This window comes from Pedobacter sp. NO84 (assembly GCF_059703915.1).
This window is the reverse complement of sequence record NZ_AP046575.1, coordinates 3,666,982-3,691,210: the sequence shown is the minus strand read 5'-3', so window position 1 is coordinate 3,691,210 and position 24,229 is coordinate 3,666,982. Positions and strand designations below refer to the sequence as shown.

21 protein-coding genes are annotated in these 24,229 nt (G+C 37.9%); 13 read left to right on the top strand and 8 right to left on the bottom strand.

Annotated features, from left to right (window positions below; genetic code table 11):
• Positions 1-152: 152 nt before the first annotated feature.
• Genes AC6H0V_RS16335 through AC6H0V_RS16315 form a run of 5 tightly spaced genes read left to right on the top strand, consistent with a single transcriptional unit; the run spans position 153 to position 4,579 of the window.
• A complete protein-coding gene (locus AC6H0V_RS16335) occupies positions 153-530 on the top strand; it encodes a BlaI/MecI/CopY family transcriptional regulator (RefSeq protein ID WP_497561268.1) in 378 nt (125 codons plus the stop codon).
• Positions 527-2,506, top strand: coding sequence for a TonB family protein (locus AC6H0V_RS16330; RefSeq protein WP_497561267.1), 1,980 nt, complete (start codon positions 527-529; stop codon positions 2,504-2,506). Before AC6H0V_RS16335 ends, AC6H0V_RS16330 begins: the two co-directional genes overlap by 4 nt.
• Positions 2,507-2,517: 11 nt before the next feature.
• The gene (locus AC6H0V_RS16325) at positions 2,518-3,243 is read left to right on the top strand and encodes a TonB-dependent receptor plug domain-containing protein (protein ID WP_497561266.1); all 726 of its coding nucleotides are present in this window, start codon (positions 2,518-2,520) and stop codon (positions 3,241-3,243) included.
• A 42-nt stretch (positions 3,244-3,285) separates the two neighbouring features.
• Positions 3,286-3,795: an energy transducer TonB gene (locus AC6H0V_RS16320; RefSeq protein WP_497561265.1), complete on the top strand. Its 510-nt coding sequence runs from the start codon at positions 3,286-3,288 to the stop codon at positions 3,793-3,795.
• 22 nt (positions 3,796-3,817) lie between these two features.
• Positions 3,818-4,579 carry an energy transducer TonB gene (locus AC6H0V_RS16315; RefSeq protein WP_497561264.1) on the top strand — a complete coding sequence of 254 codons (762 nt, stop codon included), beginning with the start codon at positions 3,818-3,820 and terminating at the stop codon, positions 4,577-4,579.
• A 196-nt stretch (positions 4,580-4,775) separates the two neighbouring features.
• On the opposite strand, the gene AC6H0V_RS16310 is transcribed toward AC6H0V_RS16315, so the two are convergent.
• From AC6H0V_RS16310 to AC6H0V_RS16300, 3 genes are all read right to left on the bottom strand, one after another.
• Entirely contained in the window at positions 4,776-5,552 is a 777-nt protein-coding gene (locus tag AC6H0V_RS16310) for a succinate dehydrogenase/fumarate reductase iron-sulfur subunit (protein ID WP_497561263.1), read from the bottom strand.
• A gap of 74 nt (positions 5,553-5,626) precedes the next feature.
• The gene (locus AC6H0V_RS16305; RefSeq protein ID WP_497561262.1) at positions 5,627-7,606 is read right to left on the bottom strand and encodes a fumarate reductase/succinate dehydrogenase flavoprotein subunit; all 1,980 of its coding nucleotides are present in this window, start codon (positions 7,604-7,606) and stop codon (positions 5,627-5,629) included.
• A gap of 30 nt (positions 7,607-7,636) precedes the next feature.
• Entirely contained in the window at positions 7,637-8,335 is a 699-nt protein-coding gene (locus AC6H0V_RS16300; RefSeq protein ID WP_497561261.1) for a succinate dehydrogenase cytochrome b subunit, read from the bottom strand.
• Positions 8,336-8,510: 175 nt separating this feature from the next.
• Between AC6H0V_RS16300 and AC6H0V_RS16295 the strand changes: the two genes are divergently transcribed.
• Positions 8,511-8,795, top strand: a complete 285-nt coding sequence (locus AC6H0V_RS16295) for a hypothetical protein (protein WP_497561260.1) — start codon at positions 8,511-8,513, stop codon at positions 8,793-8,795.
• 69 nt (positions 8,796-8,864) lie between these two features.
• Here the strand turns inward: AC6H0V_RS16295 and AC6H0V_RS16290 are convergent, their stop codons facing one another.
• On the bottom strand, positions 8,865-10,397 hold the full coding sequence (locus AC6H0V_RS16290) for a trypsin-like peptidase domain-containing protein (RefSeq protein WP_497561259.1): 1,533 nt from the start codon (positions 10,395-10,397) through the stop codon (positions 8,865-8,867).
• A gap of 259 nt (positions 10,398-10,656) precedes the next feature.
• Between AC6H0V_RS16290 and dapF the strand changes: the two genes are divergently transcribed.
• Positions 10,657-11,442, top strand: coding sequence for a diaminopimelate epimerase (gene dapF / locus AC6H0V_RS16285; RefSeq protein WP_497561258.1), 786 nt, complete (start codon positions 10,657-10,659; stop codon positions 11,440-11,442).
• Positions 11,443-11,499: 57 nt separating this feature from the next.
• Here dapF and AC6H0V_RS16280 read toward each other — a convergent pair whose 3' ends face one another.
• Complete coding sequence (locus AC6H0V_RS16280; RefSeq protein ID WP_497561257.1) at positions 11,500-13,797, bottom strand: helix-turn-helix domain-containing protein; 2,298 nt, start codon at positions 13,795-13,797, stop codon at positions 11,500-11,502.
• A 259-nt stretch (positions 13,798-14,056) separates the two neighbouring features.
• Between AC6H0V_RS16280 and AC6H0V_RS16275 the strand changes: the two genes are divergently transcribed.
• Together AC6H0V_RS16275 and AC6H0V_RS16270 are read left to right on the top strand one after the other, a co-directional pair.
• Positions 14,057-16,849, top strand: coding sequence for an outer membrane beta-barrel protein (locus tag AC6H0V_RS16275; protein WP_497561256.1), 2,793 nt, complete (start codon positions 14,057-14,059; stop codon positions 16,847-16,849).
• Positions 16,850-16,855: 6 nt separating this feature from the next.
• Entirely contained in the window at positions 16,856-17,635 is a 780-nt protein-coding gene (locus tag AC6H0V_RS16270) for a GLPGLI family protein (protein WP_497561255.1), read from the top strand.
• A 152-nt stretch (positions 17,636-17,787) separates the two neighbouring features.
• Here the strand turns inward: AC6H0V_RS16270 and AC6H0V_RS16265 are convergent, their stop codons facing one another.
• The 3 genes from AC6H0V_RS16265 to AC6H0V_RS16255 all read right to left on the bottom strand — a co-directional run bounded on the left by AC6H0V_RS16265 (position 17,788) and on the right by AC6H0V_RS16255 (position 20,997).
• The gene (locus AC6H0V_RS16265) at positions 17,788-18,483 is read right to left on the bottom strand and encodes a response regulator transcription factor (protein ID WP_497561254.1); all 696 of its coding nucleotides are present in this window, start codon (positions 18,481-18,483) and stop codon (positions 17,788-17,790) included.
• A gap of 77 nt (positions 18,484-18,560) precedes the next feature.
• Positions 18,561-20,402, bottom strand: a complete 1,842-nt coding sequence (locus AC6H0V_RS16260; protein ID WP_497561253.1) for a sensor histidine kinase — start codon at positions 20,400-20,402, stop codon at positions 18,561-18,563.
• 226 nt (positions 20,403-20,628) lie between these two features.
• A complete protein-coding gene (locus tag AC6H0V_RS16255) occupies positions 20,629-20,997 on the bottom strand; it encodes a DUF3127 domain-containing protein (protein WP_497561252.1) in 369 nt (122 codons plus the stop codon).
• Between the two features lie 205 nt (positions 20,998-21,202).
• Between AC6H0V_RS16255 and AC6H0V_RS16250 the strand changes: the two genes are divergently transcribed.
• The 4 genes from AC6H0V_RS16250 to AC6H0V_RS16235 all read left to right on the top strand — a co-directional run bounded on the left by AC6H0V_RS16250 (position 21,203) and on the right by AC6H0V_RS16235 (position 24,141).
• A complete protein-coding gene (locus tag AC6H0V_RS16250) occupies positions 21,203-22,393 on the top strand; it encodes a THUMP domain-containing class I SAM-dependent RNA methyltransferase (protein ID WP_497563388.1) in 1,191 nt (396 codons plus the stop codon).
• A 123-nt stretch (positions 22,394-22,516) separates the two neighbouring features.
• Positions 22,517-23,002, top strand: coding sequence for a hypothetical protein (locus tag AC6H0V_RS16245; RefSeq protein WP_497561251.1), 486 nt, complete (start codon positions 22,517-22,519; stop codon positions 23,000-23,002).
• Between the two features lie 169 nt (positions 23,003-23,171).
• Positions 23,172-23,429: a helix-turn-helix domain-containing protein gene (locus AC6H0V_RS16240; RefSeq protein ID WP_497561250.1), complete on the top strand. Its 258-nt coding sequence runs from the start codon at positions 23,172-23,174 to the stop codon at positions 23,427-23,429.
• Between the two features lie 64 nt (positions 23,430-23,493).
• The gene (locus AC6H0V_RS16235) at positions 23,494-24,141 is read left to right on the top strand and encodes an HD domain-containing protein (RefSeq protein ID WP_497561249.1); all 648 of its coding nucleotides are present in this window, start codon (positions 23,494-23,496) and stop codon (positions 24,139-24,141) included.
• The last annotated feature ends 88 nt before the right edge of the window (positions 24,142-24,229 follow it).

Here is a 24,229-nt window from a genome sequence, read left to right as displayed (position 1 = left end):
GTTTTATTCAATAATAAGAAAAATAATTGTCAAAAAGTTTTGAAAACTAAAATATTAGTTTTAAGTTTAAGTAATCATATCCCTAATGGGTGATGAAATTGCGTTTAAGTTTTTAAAAAACGCTTATATTTTAGTAATAAACAACAATTATCATGGAAATTAAAGATTTAACGAAGGCAGAGGAACAAATCATGCAAATTGTTTGGCAACTGGAAAATTCATTTGTGAAAGAAGTTATGGATTATTTGCCAGAACCTAAACCAGCTTACAATACGGTCTCTACCATTATCAGGATTTTGGAAGTAAAAGGCTTTATTGGTCATGAAGCCTTTGGCAAGGCGCATAAATATTATCCGCTTATCAGTCGCGAAGAATATAAGCGACATGCAACCGAAAAATTATTGGGTAGTTATTTTGAGAATTCTGTAGAAAGTATGTTCTCTTTCTTCGTAAAGGAAGAAAAATTAGATTTAAGTGATGTGGATGAAATTTTAAAAATGATCAACAAATTTAAAAACAAACCAAAATGAGTTTGGCGCATTATCTCCTCCAGGTAAACATTTATTTGGTTATTTTTTATTGCTTTTACAAGTTGTTTTTAGATTCGGAAACCTATTTTGTGCTTAACCGTGTCTATCTTCTTGGCTCAGCTGGGCTTTCTTTGGCTATCCCGTTTTTACGATTCGAATGGTTTAGCAAACAAGAGGTAGCACAACCGATTTATATAGGGGTAGAGCAGATCAATAACTTTGTAACACAAGTTAGTGTAGTTGATGATACGGCGACAAGATTTAACTGGGGAAATTTTATTGTAATGGCATACTTGATGGGGATAGTGGTCTGTATTGGGCGGTTGGCATTCCAGTTGTTGGCGGTGCGTAAACTGATCACAACGCTAGGCAATGGTACCGCCTTCTCTTTTTTCCGTAAGAAAATTATTTCTTCGAATGTTCCGGAGCTGGCAACAGTTAATCTACACGAAGATGTCCATGTTAAGCAATTACATAGCATAGATGTGTTATTTTTTGAGGTTTTAGGCATTTTTTCTTGGTTTAACCCCATCATCTACGCGTATAAAAAAACAATAAAGAACATCCACGAATATCTTGCAGATGAAGCTGCGGCTAAATTCCAAGGTGATAAGGAAGCCTATGCCCTATTGTTATTGAGCCAGGCGTTTGGAGTGAGGCCCAATACGTTAACGAATGGGTTTTTCACCAAATCATTAATCAAGAAAAGGATTTTGATGCTTCATAAAAAACGGTCCAAAAAAACTGCCATTATAAAATATGGAATGTTTGTGCCACTTTTTGCATTGACCCTTGTTCTGTCTTCTGCTACCATCCGAAAAAACAATCAAATTTTAGCAATTGCCGACAAGATTCCGTTAGAGAATGCACGAACGGTAGTTAATGAAGCGATTGCCACCCCTTTAAGCATAGTAAGTTTTACCAAGCCAGCGTCTAAAATTGACGATAAAAGTGAGAACACGCAGGTGATTACGCTAGTGCCTACAAAAGATGTTACTACCAATGAACCAGAAAGCACCCGTTTTTTGAATGTGTTTTACAGCTATTTGGGCGCTCGGATCAAATATCCTACTGCCGCTATTGAGAAAAAAATCCAAGGAAACACCATTATCAACTTTACGGTGAAGAACGGTAGAATATTGGATGCAATAGTACAGAATGAATTACCAGAGGGCTGCGATGAAGAAGTTTTGGGGCAGATATTAAACTACCACGGTTATTTTCAAAAGGATGGTAATTATAGCTTAAAGGTTACTTTTAAATTAAGTGGATCAGACACAGAATTAAAGAATGAAAATATAGCTCCATCACCAGATTACACTGCGTTACAAAATATGGTAGTTACTGCTCTTCCACTTGTTAAAGAGAATGAAGCCGATCAAAATATTTACAGTTTTGTTTCGATGGAACAGCCTCCAACTTATCCCGGTGGAATAGAGCAGTTTTATAAATTTTTGGGCACTAACATTAAATATCCCCAAGCTGCCATAGACAACGAAATAAAAGGTAATGTACATGTTTCATTTACCGTTGAGAAAGATGGCTCGCTAAGCGATATTAAAGTTGAACGTAAATTAGGGTTTGGAACTGATGAAGAGGCACTACGCGTTCTAAAACTAACGAAGCGCTGGAACCCAGGTATGCAGAATGGCCGACCAGTTAGAGTAAAATATAACATCCCAGTTAAATTTGCTCTGGATCTTGATCAGAAAGAGCGTAAAGCGACGGTAATAGCTTCCATCCGACTTAAAACATATGCGGATAATGACGAGCCCATGGTAATCGTAGACAACGAAATTAAAAGTTACGATTATGTTAAATCAATGGATAGCAAGGATATTGAAAGTATTGACGTTTTATCAGCGGCCAATGCCGTTCAGATCTATGGAAAAGCTGCTGAAAAGGGTGCATTGATTATTAAATCAAAAAGTTATAAACCCAAAATAATTAGTGCCACTGTTATGAATAAAAACTAAACCATCAAGCCATGAAAAAATTATTTTTGTTTCTCTTCTCAGCACTTCTAACAATAACTACGATCACAGTACATGCGAATGCCCTTTTATCAGGAGGAACGGATGATCTATATAAATACTTGAGCAGCAACATTAATTATCCAGAAAAAGCAAAACTGAAAGATTTACAAGGGAACAGCATTATCCTTTTTTCATTAACAGAGGGGAAGATTAGCAATACGAGTATTTATACAGAACTTGGATCGGGATGCGATGTTGCGGTACTGAACCAAATTTTGGCCTATCCCCATTTTAGGGAGATTAAAAATGGCAGATATGCTATAAAAACAAGTTTCAGATTAAATGGTTCTACTTCTCCTATTGAAAACGAAAATGCTAAAATGCCCGAAGGATATATTGAGCTTAATGTTACCATAAACTCAATTGCTATAACCCATACAAACTCTGTTAATCTTATAAGGGCTGATTCTACTAATAATTCCTTTAAAGTTAACTGGAGTAGGAATGATAGCATAAGCAAAAACCCCAAATTGATTGTTGATGGCAAAGAAATTGCATATAATGATATAAACACCGTAGACCCTGATAATATATATTCAATAAACGTTTTGAAAGGCGAGACCGCAGTTTTAAAATATGGGACGTCTGCAGTTAACGGGGTTATTATTGTAGTAACCAAGAGTAATGTTACTCCAGTTTCCAAGAAGGAAAGTCAACCGGTGAAAAAAGAAAATTAAATATCAAGTTATTTTATAAAATCTAACCTAAAACCAAAACCCATGAAAAAAATTATTTTCTCATCGCTTATAGCGGTGCTAATGCTCGTGTCGTGCCAAAATGAGGGTAAAAAAGATTCGGGCAAAACTGACACTACAGTTGCACTCGCACCTCCTCCGCCTGTGCGCAACGACTCAAATGGAGAATCGTTACCTCCCCCTCCACCCATCGATAACACGGACCAAAATGTATATGATTTTGTAAGCCTAAAATATCCACCAACCTATCCTGGGGGGATTGAAAAATTCTATGAGTTTTTAGGAAAGAATATCAAGTATCCGCCAATGGCACAAGAACAAAATATTGAAGGTAACGTGCACGTTTCTTTCACCGTCGAAAAGGATGGATCAATAACAGACATAAAAGTAGAAAGGAAACTAGGCGCTGGAACGGATGAAGAGGCAGTAAGGGTATTAAAGCTAGCTAAAAAATGGAATCCTGGAATGCAGGATGGAAAGCCAGTAAGGGTTAAATACAACATTCCTATTCGATTCTCATTGAAAAAAATGTAATGAAACTTAAACTTCAAATACTATGAAAAAGATCTTATTATTATCGCTAATAGCAATCGTATTTAGTGTAAAACAGGTAAATGCACAACAAGATAATACCGTCTATAACTTTGTTAGTCTAGAAAACCCACCAACTTATCCTGGCGGAATGGCCAAATTTTATGAGTTTTTAGGTAGTAATATCCATTATCCTGCCGAAGCCAAAGAAGCACAGGTAGAAGGCAACGTGCATGTTTCCTTTACGGTAGAGAAAGATGGCTCTTTAACAGATATTAAAGTAGCAAGAAAACTTGGGTCAGGAACCGATGAAGAAGCTGTTCGGGTATTGACACTAAGTAAGCCATGGAATCCGGGCAGGATAAATGGTGAACCAGTACGTGTTAAATATAATATTCCGATAAAGTTTAGCCTACAAGGGAGATCGTCAGGCAATGCTGGTGGCAAAGTATTAAGCGATACCGCAATCTTTAGCTTTGTATCTGTAACCAATCCGCCCACTTACCCAGGTGGTATCGAAAGTTTTTATTCATTTTTAAATGCTAATCTGAAATACCCTAAAGAAGCAGCCGACCGTAAATTAGAGGCCACTGTTTTTGCATCGTTTGTGGTAGAGAAAGATGGTTCGATTACTAACATCAAGGTAATGGATCGTGATGGATACGGATTGGGCGAAGAAGCCTTAAGGGTGATAAAATTGAGCAAAAGTTGGAATCCGGGATTGAAAGATGGAAAACCTGTAAGGGTGAGGTACAATATTCCCGTTAAATTCTCATTAAAAAAATAACCCTATGAATAATTAATGCCTCTTAAACAAAGAACCCCAGCCATAACGGTCGGGGTTTTTCGTTGATATCTCCTGTGTCTCGGACATTTAAATCTAGCAAATTAAAAATAAAAAAACAAATCAGTTTTAAGATACGCGTTTGGCGGGAAGTGTTTGGCGAACAAAACGCCTATCGCGTAACGCCTAGCCCTGCTCACTAGCCTTCTTCTTCACTAACAAACTTTGCCGAATAGTAGTCCCTATTCATACGCGCAATATTCTCTAAAGAAATTCCTTTAGGGCATTCAGCTTCACAAGCACCTATATTTGTACAGTTACCAAATCCTTCGGCGTCCATTTGGGCTACCATGTTCTGCACACGTTTATAACGTTCAGGCTGCCCTTGAGGCAACAATGCCAACTGCGAAATTTTAGCTGAAACAAAAAGCATAGCTGATGCATTTTTACAGGTGGCAACACAAGCCCCGCATGCAATACAGGCCGCAGCTTCAAATGCAGCATCAGCTTGGGCTTTCGGAATTGGCAAGGCATTGGCATCCTGCGCATTTCCTGTATTTACTGAAATAAAGCCTCCCGCTGCAATTACACGGTCGAAGGCCGACCTATCCACCGTTAAATCTTTAATTACTGGGAATGCTTTAGCTCTCCATGGCTCAACCACAATGGTATCTCCATCTTTAAATGAGCGCATGTGCAATTGACAGGTAGTAACGGCATCCTTTGGTCCGTGAGGTCTACCATTGATAAACATAGAGCACATTCCGCAAATTCCCTCACGACAATCGTGATCGAAAACAATGGGCTCATCACCTTTGGTAATCAATTCTTCATTTAAAACATCAAACATTTCTAAAAAAGACATATCTGGCGAGATATTGGCAACTTTATAGTCGACCATGGCTCCTTTAGTTGTGCTGTTCTTCTGACGCCAAACCTTAAGCGTTAAGTTCATATTTCCTGTTTCTGTAATCATGATATTGATGTTTAATCGTGGGGCGTAGGGCATACAGCGAACAAAACGCTTTACGCGAAACGCCATGCGCTCGACTATTTATAACTTCTTTGTGCAATTTTAATGTTCTCGAACTTGAGCTCTTCTTTATGTAGTTCAAAAGTTCCATCGCCTTTATTTTCCCAAGCGGCAACGTAAGCATAGTTTTCATCGTCACGTAGTGCTTCTCCTTCTTCAGTCTGGTATTCTGTTCTAAAGTGTCCACCACAACTTTCATTACGGTTCAGCGCATCCATGCACATTAACTCGCCCAATTCGATAAAATCCGCTACACGACCTGCTTTTTCCAACTCTGGATTATATTCATCGGCTACTCCCGGTACACGAACATCACTCCAGAATTCTTTCTTGAGCTGTTGTATTTCTATAATGGCCGATCTTAATCCCTCAGCGCTGCGGGCCATTCCGCATTTTTCCCACATAATTAAACCCAATTTCTTGTGGAAATGGTCTACGGTTCTCGTTCCCTTTATCCCTATTAAGGTATCTAATATTCCTTTTGCCCTCGTTTCTGCTTCAGCAAACGCTGGATGGTCTGTAGGGATTGCCTTAACTGATATTTCTTTCGACAAGTATTGTCCGATGGTATAAGGTAGAACGAAATACCCATCTGCCAAACCTTGCATCAAAGCAGATGCCCCTAAGCGGTTGGCTCCGTGATCTGAGAAGTTGGCCTCCCCAGTACAGTATAATCCCGGAACAGTAGTCATGAGGTTATAGTCAACCCATAGACCGCCCATGGTATAGTGAACGGCTGGATAAATACGCATTGGCGTTTCGTAAGGATTTTCTCCTGTAATCTGCGCATACATATCGAACAGGTTTCCATATTTTTCTTTAACCACCTCCGTTCCGAGGCGCATGCAAGTTTCCTTATCAGGATTATGAATACCATTTTTAGAGGCTTCAATTCGTCCATAACGTTCGGTGTTCGCTTTAAAATCTAAATAAACCGCCAATTTAGAGGCCCCAACTCCGTAACCTGCATCGCAACGCTCTTTAGCGGCACGGGATGCTACATCACGTGGCACTAAATTGCCAAAGGCCGGATAGCGACGTTCCAAATAATAATCTCTTTCATCTTCCGGAATTTCTGAAGCTTTACGAGGGTCATCTTTCATTTTTGGCACCCAAATCCTTCCATCATTTCTTAATGATTCGGACATAAGTGTTAATTTTGATTGGTGATCCCCAGAAACAGGAATACAGGTAGGATGGATTTGTGTATAACAAGGGTTAGCAAAAAATGCACCCTGTTTGTTAGCTTTCCAAGCTGCGGTTACATTGCTGCCCATTGCATTGGTTGAAAGATAGAATACGTTTCCATATCCACCAGTTCCCAATATTACGGCGTGACCGAAATGACGCTCTAACTCTCCGGTTAATAAGTTGCGGGCAATGATGCCACGAGCTTTTCCGTCAATTTTAACTACTTCGAGCATTTCGTGGCGGGTAAACATTTCTACCTTACCCATTCCGATTTGTCGTTCTAGAGCACTATAAGCACCCAAAAGTAATTGCTGTCCCGTTTGTCCGGCGGCATAAAAAGTTCGTTGTACCTGTGTACCCCCAAATGAACGGTTATCCAATAATCCTCCATATTCTCTCGCCAAAGGAACACCTTGGGCTACACATTGATCGATGATGTTTGCGCTTACTTCTGCCAAACGATGAACATTAGCCTCTCGAGCACGATAATCGCCGCCCTTTATCGTATCATAAAATAAACGATAGGTACTATCGCCATCATTCTGATAGTTTTTTGCGGCGTTTATTCCACCTTGTGCAGCGATAGAGTGCGCTCTCCGTGGCGAGTCCTGAAAACAAAAGCACTTTACTTTATAGCCCATCTCGGCCAAAGTTGCAGCGGCAGATGCCCCCGCTAAACCCGAGCCTACCATAATTACTTCCAAAGTTCTTTTGTTTGAAGGATTTACCAAAGGAACCGACGATTTAAATTTCGTCCACTTATTGGTTAATTCTCCTTCGGGTATATTTGAATTTAATGCTGACATTATAATAGCTTTATTCGTTCAAAAATTAGATTATAAACTCCAGCCGAAATAAATGGCGATCGGCATCAATGCAAAAAGTAATGGAATGAGGATAGAGAACCAAACGCCTATTGCCTTGATAATTGGAGTATATTTTTTGTGGTTCCATCCCATTGTTTGAAAGGTTGAGGCAAAACCGTGCAATAAATGGTAAGCCAATGATATCATAGCCAAGACATATAAAATTACTCGCCAAAGCTCACTAAATTTTACATGCATCACCGCATATAAATCTTCGTGCCCACTTGCATCAAGAGGAGTTCCTCCGTTAAATTCTTCTATTCCGGTAAAACGAGAAACAATCCAGAAATCAGATAAGTGAACTACTAAAAAGATCAACAATAAAGTACCTAGTAAGCCCATAGATCGAGAATACCATTTGCTATTTGCATTTCCATCATTATATGCATATTTAACAGGCCTAGCTGCCTGGTTTTCGAATGTTAAGCGTGCTCCCTGCACAATGTGGAGCAGTAAACCTAACATTAGCACCACTTCCATCGCTCTGATAATCCAATTTGTTGCCATAAAATGAGCCCCTTCATTGAACAGAACACCAGTATTATCAAAAAAAACAAAAGAATTGAGGAAACAGTGAACTACTAAAAAAGAGATTAGAAAAAGGCCTGTAAGCCCCATTATTAGTTTTTTCCCGATTGATGAGGAAAAAGCATTTGCGATACTACCCATTAGCTTTATAATTTATTCAGTTAAGCAAAAGTATTTAAAATATGCCTTAAAATAGGAATGCTTTGCTTAAAAACACAAGAAAGAAGTTATTTAGAAACGTTCTAAGAAAAAATAGAATCTCTCTGAATTTTTAGAAAAAAATCTTTTAACTTTAGGTAACCTAAATTAAAAATATATGAAAAAATCATCCAAAGAACAAAAAAAGTCCCCTGGAATTATCCTTACCAAAGAACAACTTAAAAATTGTTTGGGTGGGGTAGCCGAAGACACTTATGTATGCACCGTAGAATGTGATGGGCAATATGCGTCATACTCAAGTAGCGCTCCTTGCCAAATCTACGTCGACTATGTACCTAATGGGTTTAGTAGCAACACTGAACTCGAAGTTAAGACTATTGTAGTAAACGGGCAAATTAAAAATGGATGTGCACAAGTTGTGCCTATTATTTTTTATGTCTAAACTATTGTTCCACAAAAAAGGCCAAATTCCGATTAGGGAATTTGGCCTTTTTTATTATGGCGTTTTAAACTAGAATACTTTTTTCCAGAAAACCCCTTGGTCTTTAACTCCAACTAGTGTAGTCATGCCATCTGCAGAAGTTGCCAAAGCTTTTTCTACATCAGCTGCATTGTTTACTGCTTTACCATTAATTTTGGTAATCATAGATCCTTTAGGAACATCATAATAGTCAAACAGCTTACCTTGTTCAATACCTGTTACCACAACACCACTTGAGATGTTATATTTTGCTTTCACAGCAGCTGAAGCAGGAGCAAAAGTTGCGCCTAATTTACTGATAGTAATTCCGGTAGTCGCTTCATTGCTTTTTGCGCTAGCTAAAGATACGGCACTCTCTGGCTTAAGTGTAATGTTCATATTTTTAAGGGTGCCATCAGTTCTCAATACCGTTAAGTTCACTTTATCACCAGGACGAAGGCGTCCAATTTTTTCTTGAAGATCTGGTGAGTCATATATTTCTATACCATCTACTTTTTTAATGATATCGCCAACTTTAATACCAGCGGCATCGGCAGCACCATTCTCTACTACACCGCCAACATACAGTCCGCTAATCTCCTTTGTCCCAATTTTCTCTGAATTATCGGCATTTAAAGCAGTAAAATTAACACCAATATAACCACGTTTTACACTGCCATATTGTTTAAAGTCTTCTAAAATCTTTTTGGCCAAGTTTACTGGAATTGCGAAACCATATCCTTCATTTCTTCCAGTTCCTGAAGCAATTGCAGCATTAATACCTATTAATTCGCCATTGGTATTAATCAAAGCACCTCCACTGTTTCCAGGATTAATTGCAGCATCAGTTTGAATATAAGATTCAATCGAAGAATTTGAAGGTCGTTCAGGCATTTTTCCAGTTCTTTGATATTCTTCGATTTCGGCCCTTGTAGGTTGTTGATTTTGATCTAGTATACCAATATGGCGTGCTTTTGCACTTACAATCCCTGCTGTAACAGTAGTTTGGAGGTCTAATGGGAAGCCCACTGCCAATACCCATTCGCCAACCTGTACATTATCAGAATTGCCCATTTTTACAAAAGGCAGGCCAGCAACGTCAACTTTGATCAGGGCCAAGTCTGTATTGGCGTCTTTACCAATAACGGTAGCCGTAACTTTACGACGATTTGATAAAACGACTTCGATTTTCTCGGCATTATCAACTACGTGATTGTTGGTTACAATATAGCCATCGGAGGTTAAAATCACTCCTGAACCCGATGCTTCTCTAGGAACATTGGATCTTCTGCCGCCTCCACCAAAGAAATCGAAAAAATCTTCAATTGAACCACCTTCATTATTTGATGATTTATTTCCATAAGTGGTTCTAATATGTACTACTGCAGGCGAAACCGCAGCGGCGGCCTGCACAAAATCCACCGCACCAGATGAAGCAATTTTTACTGGGTTGCTTGCAAACATCATGTTTTGTTTTTCAGCTAATGTATAGCTATCCGTATTGCGCTCCAATAGTTTATAAGCGCCAATTGCTACTGCACCACCTAAAAATGCAGCAAACACCGTTAATCCTATTTTTTTCATTTTCTAATTAGTTAAATGTTTAATTTTTATAACATAACCACTTGCCCCAATTTAAGATCTGACGTAATGATTTGTTTATTTTAAGTTATTAATTAATGTATTGTTCTTTTTTTCCGATTGATTTACCCAAATTTAATACCATATAAACGATATTTGTACACTTCGCACATCCTATTTTGTGTTAAAAAATGTTAAATCAAAATTAACCTGTGACTTATCATTCTTTTCGACAAATATTTAATACTAAAATGAAGAAATAATGAATATTAAATTCTCCAAATATCAAGGCGCAGGAAATGATTTCGTAATTATAGATCATCGCATGAGCCCGCTAAAAAACATCGAAAGCAGCCTTATTGCGCAGCTTTGTGACCGTAGATTTGGCATAGGGGCCGATGGGCTGATGTTTTTAACCAAGCATGATGACTATGATTTTGAGATGGTATATTACAATGCCGACGGAAAAATTGGGAGCATGTGCGGAAACGGAGGCCGATGTATTGTGGCGTTTGCTAAACATTTAGGAATAATTGACAGTGAAGCTAATTTTTTGGCAGTGGATGGACCACATTATGCCAAAATTACTGCCGATGGAAACTGGATAGAACTTCAAATGATTGATGTTGATGTGGTTAAAAACGATGGTGAAGCTTTTGTAATTAATACGGGATCGCCGCACTATATCAAAGAAGTAACCGAATTAGGTAAAATGGATGTCTTTACTCTTGGTAAAGAAATACGAAATAATGATACCTATAGGGAAAAAGGAATTAATGTAAACTTTGTTGAAGACAAGGGTGATCATCTATTTGTGCGCACTTTTGAACGGGGGGTTGAGGATGAAACCTATGCCTGTGGAACCGGTGTAACTGCTGTGGCGATGGCAATGGCAAAAAAGAACCGTAAAACAGGGCATATCCAAACCCCTATTAAAGCATTGGGTGATCGCCTCCAGATCAATTTCGATTATGATGGCCAAAAATTTACGCAGGTATTCTTATGCGGTCCGGCAAAAAAAGTTTTTGAGGGAGAGGTTGATTTGTAGTTGGGAGCTGGGAGTTGGGAGTTGCTAGCCAAACTTTTATTGCTTACCGCTTAACTTCTAATTATCTGCCAAATGCGCAGCAACAGCAATTTTGATCTCTCCGTAGGCGTAAGATTTGCCCAGATGCTCCTTAAGCTCGTTCAACTTTATTGATTTCAATCCATTTATCGCATCTAAGATCACATTCAGTTTATCTTCGGCTATCAGTTCATTTGCTCTGATTTCTTGCTTGGCCACAAAATGGGCGAGATGACCTTCGATCGTACTTTGCGTTACTTTCCGTTCGGCTGCAATCTCTTTGAGGTTTTTCCCTTCCCTAAATAATGCCAGAGTAACTTCTTTCGTGTCTACTTTTGGCTCCTTAGGTATTTTAGCCTTCCTCGAGCCGATAAATTTAGAATAAGAATCTTCACTAGCTGGATTAAACTCTTCTTTATTTGGCAACGTATATGCTTTTTGGATTTTGGCTGTTCGTGTTGGCAGGTCATGCAGTGCCATTACATCTTCTTTGGTAAGTTCAGTACCAGCATTTGCCGAAGTTAGCATAGCCTTTGCTTTCTTAATCTTTTTGACCTGCTCGTAAAACATGGCCTCCAAATCAAGTAATTCTGCCAAGTATTCTTTGGTTTGTTTTTGCAGTTTAACAACCTCGATAAGTTCAAAAATACGTTCACTTATGTTGGCAAGCTGTGGGTTGAAATAATTTTCGGCAGCCTCTGTTCTTTCCAAAAGTTGGTGTATACGCTCAGCATCTCCAATCACAAATAAACGTTCGATCTGCTTCATAAATTTATCCGCATTCAGTTTTAATCCCATCAGCTCTTGCTGCAGTTGGGCGGCCCAGTTTACATACGCCTGTTTGGTCGACCTTTTTTCATCTTTTGAGTAACTAAAAACATGTTCGAACACATAATTATCAAGAATAGTAAAGTCAAATCCCTTAATTAGAGATTGCTTAAGAAAGGTATTACTTTCTTTCTTGATCTGAATAGTTAGATCCTCTTGCTGATCCTTTGTTTTGGCAAAATAAGTTACATGCTGATCTTGTTTAATCCCCCTACTTGATATTAACGAGGTAAGGACTAAACCATCCAAAGAGCGCAAGCGAGATAGAGCTACATAAATCTGACCGGGAGCAAAAGCATCACCAATATCAATAATAGCTTTATCAAACGTTAGTCCTTGGCTTTTATGAACGGTAATCGCCCATGCCAATTTTAAGGGAAATTGGGTAAAGGTCCCTGCAATTTCTTCTTCTATCTCATTGGTGATCTTATTAGGTTTATACTTTATATTTTTCCAAGTATATTTTTCAATGATTAGATTTCTTGAACTACCATCAATTTGAACTTCGATAGTTTCGTTTGTTAATTTGGTAACCACGGCAATTTTACCATTAAAAAAGCGCTGCTCGCCCGTGGGATCATTTTTGATGAACATTACCTGTGCGCCTACCTTCAATTCTAATATTTTTTCGGCGGGATAGGCACTTTCTGAAAAATCTTTTTCAATACTAGCACTGTAAAAAAAAGAGTGGCCCTGTAGTTTATTTAAACTGCTTTTGTTTAATGTGTCGGCTTTAATGTTGTGTGTAGTAAGGGTAATGTAATTATCGGTTAGCAGTGGTTGATAATCTTCCCGATAATAGGTTTTCAAGAGCCTAACATCCTCTTCGTTAACCTGGTTATTTCTTAGATTGTTTAAGAGATGAATAAATGTTTCATCTGCTTGGCGATAAATTTTTTCTAATTCAATATAAACAGGCGGATTTTTTTCTAAGGCCAATGCATCAAAAAAGAAGGCGCTCCTATAGAAAGTACTTAGCAAATTCCATTCTTCATTTTTAACAACTGGTGGAAGCTGGTGCAGATCGCCAATAAACAGCACCTGAACACCGCCAAAACTTGCAGAGTTGTTTTTTCGAACATAACGCAACACCATATCTATCGCATCCAACAAATCAGCACGAAGCATGCTTACCTCATCGATAATCAGTAGTTCCAAATCGATTAAAATCCGGCGCTTTGTGGCATTCATGCTCAAATGCCGTATGATAGATTTTGGAGTATGATAATGTTGATACCCACCTGTATGATCAGATGAAAACGCTCTGGGTAAAAAAGTGCCAAAGGGCAACTGAAAGAGAGAATGGATGGTAACGCCTGCCGCATTTATCGCAGCAATACCTGTAGGCGCCACGATCACTGCCTTTTTATGGGTTAATGAAATCAGATTTCTAAGGAACGTAGTTTTGCCCGTTCCCGCCTTTCCTGTTAAAAAGATATGCCGCGAAGTTAAGTTGATAAATTTAGCAGCAAGCTGAGCTGGTTCTAGTTCTTCTATAGGTTGTAACATGGTGTTAGTTGATCACAGGTTGCTCAATATACGTCATTTGAGCATACATCAACAGTGTTAAATTGAAAAAAATAGTTTAACAAAAATAGTTTAATTTTTAGCTCTTCAATTATTCTTTACAGGCAAATGGAAAAAGATTCTCTCCGGTTGAACCGGAGAATGAAATGTTAAATTGTGTTATTTTATGTTAAAATTTTTGAACTAAGTTTTTAGTATTAAAGATTTAGTTATACATTAGGGAGACCAAACAAAAATCTAAATGAAATCAATAAGCCTGGCTATTTTGCTTTTATTATGCTCTTCTGCTACTCTCTTTGCTCAAAACCCATATGCAATAAAAGGGGTTGTAGCTGATACAGCGAACAAAAGTATGCTCCACAATGCAACAATTAGCATCTTAAATGCAAAAGATTCTACCCTCTACAAATTTACACGCGCTAATACGGCTGGTTCATTTGCAATAAACTCCATGAAAAAGGGAAATTTTATTCTTTTATTAACCTATCCAGATTATGCCGACTATGTGTCTTTATTCTCTTTGGATTCGGTTAAGAGTACTGTGGATTTTAATCAGATCAACATGAAGCTTAAAGCCACGTTATTAAAGGAAGTAATTATTAAAGGGCAGGGAGCCGCCATTAAGATCAAAGGGGATACCACAGAATTTAATGCTGCAAACTATACCATACAACCGAACGACAAGGTAGAGGATCTACTTAAAAAGTTACCTGGGATACAAATAGATAAAGATGGCAAGATTACAGCCCAAGGTAAAACCGTACCAAAAGTTTTAGTTGATGGGGAAGAATTTTTTGGTGATGACCCTACCTTGGTTACCAAAAATTTACGGGCAGATATGGTTGACAAGGTTCAACTGTATGAAAAAAGTAGCGATCAAGCTGCCTTTACTGGTGTTGATGATGGGCAAAAAACACAAACTATCAACATCAAGTTAAAAGAGGATAAGAAAAATGGCTACTTCGGGAAAGTGATGGGTGGAATTGCAACGGATGAGTATTTTCAAGGCCAGGTTATGTTTAATCGTTTTAAGGGAAAGCAAAAATTTTCATTTTATGGAACGAGCAGCAATACCGGCAAAACTGGTTTAAGTTGGCAAGATGGTGATAAATATGGAAGCAGTGGCGGGGGCGATGTTCAGTTTATTGATGGCGGAATGTATATTTCGGGCGGTGGAGGCGATGAGATTAGCGGTAATGGCGGTACTTATTATGGCGAAGGATTACCTGTGGCCCATAATGGTGGCGCACACTATGATACGAAATGGAATTCAGATAAGGAATCGTTAAATACAAACTATAAAATTGGCTCTTTGGGCGTAAAAACAACTAAAAATACCATAGAACAAAATAACATCATCACTGATATTAACAATTATAATACCGATGAGCAGAGCGATACCTATAATTTCCGTCAAAAATTGGATTTCACTTATCAGATTAAACTCGATACCACTTCCAATCTAAAGGTAAGTGCAGACGGTACATTGAGAAACAACACCAATAAATCCAATTATGCCCGGATCGGAAGAAGAGGAAATAATACATTATTAAATACATCAGATCGCGTGATAGATGGCAAAGGAAACGAAGAAGTTTTCAATATTTCGGCCTTCTATACAAAAAAGCTAAAAAAAGTGGGCAGAAATTTCTCGGTAACCGTAAGCCAGTACGTGAATGAGAAAGAAAGTGATGGTTTTTATAAGTCGAAAATTGATCTTTATAGTGAGGCCGAAGTTTTAACGAGTTCACAAATTATAGATCAGTTTAAGGAGAATACCACCAAAAGCAATGTCTTTAGCACCAACTTAACTTATTCCGAACCTTTCAGCAAGAAATTTTCTTTATTGTTAAACTATGGGATCAATATCAACAATAGCACATCCGCAAGACAAACTTTTGATCCATCCACCTCGGGCAAATATGATGTATTAAATAAAACCTATAGTAACGATTTTGAGGCTACTCAGTTTGCCCATCAAACAGGCGCTATTTTCAACTATAAAGCAGCTAAAACCACGCTAAACTTTGGCACAAAGGTAAATGCAATCAGTTTTGATCAATATGATGCCTTTGCCGATACGAAATTTAAGCGCAGCTTTATGAACTGGATGCCCCAAGCAAGATACCAATATCGTTTTTCGCAACAGAAATCACTCTCTTTATCCTATAATGGGAATACAACCCAGCCCAGCATAACACAGTTGCAGCCCGTTAAAGTAAATGATGATCCATTAAATGAGGTTTCTGGAAATGCGAATTTGAAACCATCTTATCGAAGCAATATTGGCGTTAACTTCAATTCTTACAAAGTGTTGAGCAACGAATCAATTTATTTGAGTGGGAATTTCGGGTTTACGCTTAACCAGATCGTCAATTTTGTAAGCACCGATGCGAGCGGTAAATCATTGTTTCAGGCCATTAATCTTAAAAGTAAAACGCCTTGGAGCTATAGCCTGTATGTTGACTATGGTCGGAAAATTAAGTTTTTAGGCGGAAATGGCGGTGTTGGTTTAAATAGCTATTCGAATACAAATTATAGTTATATCAATGGCGAATTAAATCAGAACACAACGAGTAACATGGATTTCAATTTTAGTTTTTATAAATCTAAAGAAAAGAAATACGATGTGCGCCTGTATGGAGGTCCGAGTTATAACCTAGAGAAAACAAAAACCTCAATTACGGTTAATAGTGATAGTTGGGGCGCAAATGCATCTGGTTATTTTAGCATTTTCTTGCCCGGAAAAACGAGCATTTCTGGAGATGCAGATTACAGCTTAACAGGATCCACCCCTACCTTAACTGGGTATTCGCAGGTAATTTTAAATGCCTCACTTAATAAAACTTTTTTTAAAACGGATAATCTAAAGATGAGTTTATCTGGAAACGATTTGTTAAACCAGAACCGCGGTTTCAGAAGAACATCTATTGGCAACTCCATTAAGCAATATTCTTACAACAATATTAAACGTTATTTTATGTTCTCTGTAACCTATGATTTTAACAAAATGGGCGGTACAGCTAAAAAATAAATCGATATGAAATTTAATACACTTATCATTTTCTTCCTGTTCCTGTTGGGGGCAGAAAAAAGTTATTCCCAAAATACCCACTTCACTACACAAGGAACGATAGAATTCGAAAGAAAGGTAAATATTTTTGCCCTGATCAAAGACTTGGTTAAGAAAAACCCAAATAGCTCATTTTATAGCAGGATGGCTGAAGAATACATGAAAAATCAGCCCCAGTTTAAGGTTATGAAGAGTACCCTCAATTTTTCAAAAGATCAGACCCTATTCAAACCAATTGAGGAAACCACAGCACCGAATATGTTTTTTGGGAATGATCCAGCTACCACGCAGATCAACGTTATCTATACCAATACTTTGGAGAGAACAAGCATTACTCAGAAAAAAGTATACGAAGAGTTGTATTTAGTAAAAGATAGCACCCGAAAGATAAATTGGAAACTTACCAGTGAAATAAGGAATATAGCGGGGTATGATTGTCGCCGAGCAAATGCATTAATTATGGATTCTATCTATGTTGTTGCCTTTTATACGGAAGAAATCCCAGTTTCTGGCGGGCCCGAAACTTTTAGCGGACTACCGGGAATGATTTTAGGAGTTGCGCTCCCTTACGAACATGTTACCTGGTTCGCCACTGCCGTTACCGACCAGCCCATTACAGACGATAAAATTAAAGCCCCAATAAAAGGTAAACCTACAGACAACAAGCAGCTGATTGCCACTCTTAAAACAGCACTGAAAGATTGGGGAGATTATGCCAAAGAAGCATTGAAGGCTTTCTTACTCTAAAATCGGTAGTTAACTAAATTAACTAGAACGCTTTGCAATTTTAACCCTTAAGTTAAGAAGAGTTAAGCATACCTATTATTTCTCCAAACTTAATGCCCTTAATTTCTTAATGGTTGATAAGTGATTTATGCTGACCGCCAAATAAATCTATCCTAATTTACAAGCAATTTATATCCTTTGCCGTGAACGTTTAAAATTTCTACTTTCGGATCTTCCTTAAGGTATTTCCTTAATTTACTCAAGAAAACATCCATGCTTCGTCCGTTAAAATAATTGTCATCATGCCAAATGCTAATCAGTGCTTCTTCTCTGGTTAAAACTGTATTTTTCTTTAAACAAAGCAGTTGCAAGAGCTCGGCCTCCTTAGTAGAGAGTTTTTGCTGTTGACCGTTAAAATTGATCAATTGTGTAGTATAATCAAATGTGTATTGTCCAATCTCAAATTGTGTTTGAGCGGGTTCATTTGAAGCATGATCTTTAGTTGCCACTCTTTTTAGCAGGGCATTGATACGGAGCAGGAGCTCCTCAATTCTGAAAGGCTTGGTAATGTAATCATCACCTCCCAAATCATAGGCTGATGCCTTATCTTCCATCATTGCTTTAGCAGTTGCAAAGATAATGGGAACCTGTTCATTAGCTTTGCGAATTTCTTTTCCCAGTGTAAAACCATCCTTTTTAGGCATCATTACATCTAAGATACAGAGGTCAAAACTTTGTTTGGTAAAGGCCTTTATACCTTCTTCGCCATCTGTACAAAGTACTACATCAAATTTACCTTTAAGTTGTAGGTAATCTTGTAAAAGCAAGCCTAAATTGGGGTCATCTTCTACCAATAAGATTTTTTTCATCGGGTTTTGTTTTTCGGGAGTATTTATTTAATGCATTTACCTTAATAGCAGTCTCTAACGTATTTTGGCAATTATTTTCATTTTTTAAATGGCAAACTCACTTCAAAAGTAGTTCCCTTATCTTTTTCGCTAACTACTTTAATTGTACCATTCATTTGTGTTACGATATCTTGCACATAGTTTAAGCCTAACCCGAATCCCTTCACATCATGAAGGTTTCCCGTAGGAACTCTATAAAACTGATCAAAAATTCGTTTTGTGTGATCTTTTGACATCCCTATACCCTGATCGGAAACTTCAATAAAAAGTCTCTTTTGGTTATTTTTGGTAGAAATAGTGATGTTAGGCTCGTCAACACTGTATTTATTGGCGTTATCGATCAAATTATAGATCAAGTTCGATAAGTGTAGCTCATCGCCTAAAATGGTATCTTCGGTTGCATTTAACGCTAACGAAACCACGGCATTGCGTTTTTGCAACTGGAGGCTCATACTATCAACTACGGCACTAACCAGTTCGTTAATTCGCACGGGTGCCATTTCTAATTTGATTTCTTTTTTCTCTGAACGGGCAACACTTAAGACACGTTCAATGTGATTTCCCAAGCGTACATTTTCATCATAGATGATATTCGCTAATCTTCCAATCCTGGTTTTATCTGAAACAATCTCAGGATCTTTTAAAGCCTCACTGGCAATCATAATTGTTGCAACAGGTGTTTTAAATTCGTGGGTCATGTTGTTAACGAAATCACTTTTCATCTCCGACAATTTTTTCTGCTTGATGATGGCATAAATTGTATACGCAAAGATAAAGATGAGCACTAGCAATAAACTGATAGAAGAAGTCATGCTCACAAACATATTGCTAAATATTAGCGAGTTTTTACTTGGAAAATACAGGTATAACATGCCCGGGTCTTTTGTGGCTACATCATTACTGAAAAGAATATGTGCATAGGTATTTTCTGGTAAAATCTCTCCTCCGGGGTTTGATACTTTTTGGTAAATGATATCTTTCTGGTTTTTCGCGGGGGTGAGCCAATAGTTATAATCCAACGTAATGTTTTTCCCTAGGAGCTCTTTTTTAATCAGTGTATCTAAGATCTCTTTTGATGGGATCCGCTCGGTTAAGGGCACGTCTTTATTTTGCATTTCCTTAGCCACATCTGCTACCAAACTTAAATTATCGCTGCTCAACAGAGTAGTGGTATCGGCATATAACTTATTTAGTTCCGTTTGATACTTATGATTTGCTTTTGCATCTTCAACTTTAAACTTAGCTGCCAAATCGGGATCCATGCTTGGGAGGAAAATCCATTGAGGAAGTCCATTAATGGGATTAAAAGCTAGGTACCTAATCGTATCTGGTAGTTTTCCATTAGATAACTCAGGGCCGTTCTTTGGTAAACGTGGCCTGATCTTCCTATCGATAACTTCCCCAGTTTTGGGGTCCCTATATTCAAGGACTTCTAATTTTAGATTTTTAGTGTTTTCTTTATTTGGATTAGAATAAATCTTAAACATTTCTTCCGAGATCATCTCGGGACGATAGTAGGTTGATCGGATTACGCTATCCTGAAAATTAAGGTAATCAATAATTTGTTGTTGCTGTTTAAACTTTCTAAGGCTTTGATTCTCCCTAAACTTTACTTTAAAAGCAACAATGGTATCGGTCTGGCTTTTTATTCCTCTCTCACGTTGAATTTTAATCTCTGTATCTTTTCTACCTATATGTCCTGCAACATTTTGTTTCTGGACTTTATTAACCACCGCATTAAGGGCCTGATTAACGTTTTGCTCGAAAAGCTGAGAATTTAGCTTATAGGATTCCCTGATGTAATACAGTTGCATTACAAATACGCCAATTAATGCCAGCGTCATTAATGCAGTAATTAACCAAAGACTTCTCTTTTTCACCCGTGATAGCTATGTTTTTTAGTGTCTAAGGCAATCATGATAGTTTATTGCCGAGGCGCTGTCATGAGAGTTTCCTTTACTTTCTCAAAAATAGCGAAGAAATAGGGAAATAGCCGTGTTTTAACACTTTTTAACACAGTAGCTATCAAAGGTTTAAACGCAAAAAAGCTCCCGAAACATAACGAGAGCTTTTTAACTTACGAAGTTTCAAAACTTCGTAAGCTTATTAAAATGGAAGATCGTCTTCTTCCCCTGCTGGAGCATTAAGATCAACTGGAGCCGCATATTGTGGTGCTGCAGCCGCACCTGCTGTATTTGTAAGGGCTGTTAAACGCCATACCACCAAACTGTTGAAATAAGAAGTAACACCCTCTTTATTTGTCCATGGACGACCCCGCAAATTGAAAGAAACCTCAACTTCGTCGCCAGCTTTCAATGTATCGAACAAAGCCGTTTTATCTTGTAACGCTTCAAATCTGATATACTCTGGATAAGTAGGGTTTTCTGCGTATTCTATAATTAAATCACGTTTCTTAAACGATTCGCTTACTTGTTGTACCGCACCAATTTCGTGCACTTTGCCTTTAATTTCCATTTCAAATACTAATAATTATACTTATCAAATCTCTAAAAATAATTTGATAAATAGGCATTTCAATTTATTTAAGTTTTCCACACCTATCCACACTAAAATCATTTAATTTACACCTTAAATTTTTGCAAAAGTAACTGGGATTCTTAACCTAAAAGACAGCGGAAAGTTAAATCTCTTTTTTATTGGTAACTTTGCCCCTAATATGATGCAAGTTTTCCAAACCAAAAGCAAGGTAATTATTACCTGCAACAAAAGACTTTCTCCCTACCTACAAGATGAAGTAACCGCTCTAGGCTATGAAATCGTTAGGGCTTTTCCAACGGGTGTTGAGTTAAATATTACATTAACAGAATGTATAAAGCTAAACCTGAATCTCAGGTGTGCAAGTCAGATTTTATATGCGATCAATAGTTTTAAGGCCAATACGCCAGATGAGTTGTACAACGCTTTGCTGGCCATGGAATGGGAAGAATTAATTGATTTTTCTGGTTATTTTTCAGTTACATCAAACGTGGATAATCCGACCATAACCACTCCTTTATTTGCTAATCTTAAAGTAAAGGATGCCATCGTAGATCGGTTTAGGGAGAAGAAAAATATCCGACCAAATTCTGGCTCGGATGCCAACAAAACCGTTGTGCATTTATATTGGAAAGATGATGAAGTTGACGTTTTTTTAGATACCAGTGGCGAAACGCTGGCCAAACATGGTTACCGTAAAATTCCGGGCAAGGCCCCCATGCTAGAGGCCTTGGCAACAAGTGTCATTTTAGCAACTCAATGGGACCAAAAATCACCTTTCATCAATCCGATGTGCGGTTCAGGAACATTGGCCATTGAAGCAGCTTTATTGGCCACCAACCGAAGACCTGGCCTATTTAGGATGAACTATGGTTTTATGCATATTTTAGGATATGATGAAGAAGTTTTCTTTGCAGAACGCAGGATATTGAAAGAACAGGTACTCAAAAATACCGATCTTCAGATTATTGCTACAGACCTATCAGAAGATGCGATAGATGTTAGTCGTAGAAATGCAAAAACGGCTGGTGTTGATACGCTTATTACCTTCGAGGTATGCGATTTCGAAGAAACAACTGTGCCCGAAGGTGCTAAAGGTGCAGTAGTATTTAACCCAGAATATGGCGAACGTTTAGGTGTACATAGTAAACTCGAGGTTACCTACAAACGCATGGGCGATTTCATGAAGAAAAAATGCAAAGGCTATTTCGGGTACATTTTTACCGGAAACCCTGATCTAGCTAAAAAGATTGGGTTAAAAGCAGATCGGAAAATAGAGTTCTACAACGGTAAATTGGATTGCAGGCTATTTGAGTATGAGCTCTACGATGGATCAAGAAGACCAGAAGACGAAAGACCTAAGGCAAGGGAGTAGAGTTTGGCGTGGAGAGTTGGTAGTTTAGAGTTGGGAGTTGGAAAGTTGAGATAGATTTTTACCTTTGATTATTCATCTCTAGGCACATAAATAACGCATATTTTAACTTAACCCTAACTTATTATGTCTAAAGAGTTCGATGATATGGATCACATGCCCGATTGGGATCGGATGTCAAATTTTTTCAAAGGAGACGATGGAGATGAATGGAAAAACCAGGCTAAAATTGAAAGAGCAAAAAAATTATATAATCAGGCCAAGGTTTTATATAAATATGCTGCCCTGTTTTGCGAAACTTTAAAAGGCGATACAGCCGAAATGACCAAAGAGCTTATCATGCAGAATGCACTGATGCTTGGTCCTAAAATTATTGGGGCCGAAGGCGGAGATTCTTATGTGATTAGGATGGAAAATGCCTCGATTATCCGCACAAATGCCCGCGAACTTGAAACTCAAGTAAAAGCCTCATTCCTTTATGGCGTTTGTACCGAAGCGGATAAAGACGTGGTAGTGGTTGAAATAGAAAGATTTCGGCAACTTTTTATAGAATGGGTTAAATATTTTGAAACGACAGAAGATGATTGGGCCGATGAATGGGGCTTGTATTAAGGCTAATGATTAAATCGGAAATTTTCTTAGTTCTCCAAATGTGCTATAAATTTCAGGTTTCTTAGGTAAGAAAAAGCAAATCCGGCTTTCTATATCTCCTTTTAATAAAGAAATCAAAACCTATAGTCGCCTTTTTACGTTTATAGAAAACATTAACCTATAATGTCCTATGAAAGACAACGTAAAAACGGAGGTGCAAGCCGTAGCGGGCACCATCAGAAAGGTAAGGGAATTTCGAAATTATACACAAGACTATTTAGCTGCAAAACTTAAGATCTCGCAAAATGCATATAGCAAAATTGAACTTGGCTACAGTAAAATAACTTTAGATAGACTATTCCATATTGCGCTAATTTTAGAAGTTGAAGTAACCCAATTGCTCTATTTTGATGCCTCAGTATTTGAGAAAACTGCGAAGTTTGCTTAATAACTTTTCAACACTATCAGGATTATCATATAATTCGGAATAAATTGCGGCATAAATTATTTTTATGCAGGATCCTATTGCTCAAACCATCAACTTCGTTAAAGAAACACTCAAAAATGCGGAAGCAGGGCATGATTGGTTTCATATAGAAAGAGTATATAGAACAGCCCACACCATTAATGCGGTAGAAAATGGCAACGAATTGGTTATTTCATTGGCTGCACTCTTACACGATATTGCCGATTCGAAATTTAATAACGGCGACGAAGAAATGGGTCCCCAGAAGGCAGAAGAATTTTTATTAAGCATTGGTGTTGCTGATGAAATCATATTCCAAGTCAAAAAAATCATCGAAAATCTATCTTTCAAAGCAAGTTTTGGAGAAATAAGTTATCAATCCAAAGAACTAAACATCGTTCAAGACGCAGATCGGCTAGATGCTATTGGAGCCATAGGCATTGCAAGGGCTTTTACTTATGGCGGATATAAAAATAGGATTTTGTACGACCCCACAATTGCTCCGAATCTTAAAATGAGTAAAGAAGAATATAAGCACACGGTTGCACCAACCATCAACCACTTCTACGAAAAACTACTGCTGTTAAAAGACCTCATGAAAACGGGCAAAGGAAGGGCATTGGCAGCAGAACGCCATCAGTTTATGCTTACCTACTTGGATCAGTTCTATGGAGAATGGGAAGGTAATAGATAGTGCCGAATAGTAAAGGACTAGATTTTGAATAAGTAGGTTCCTTGTAAATTCATTCTAAAAAGCTCTGCTAATTAACTAATATTTTTAG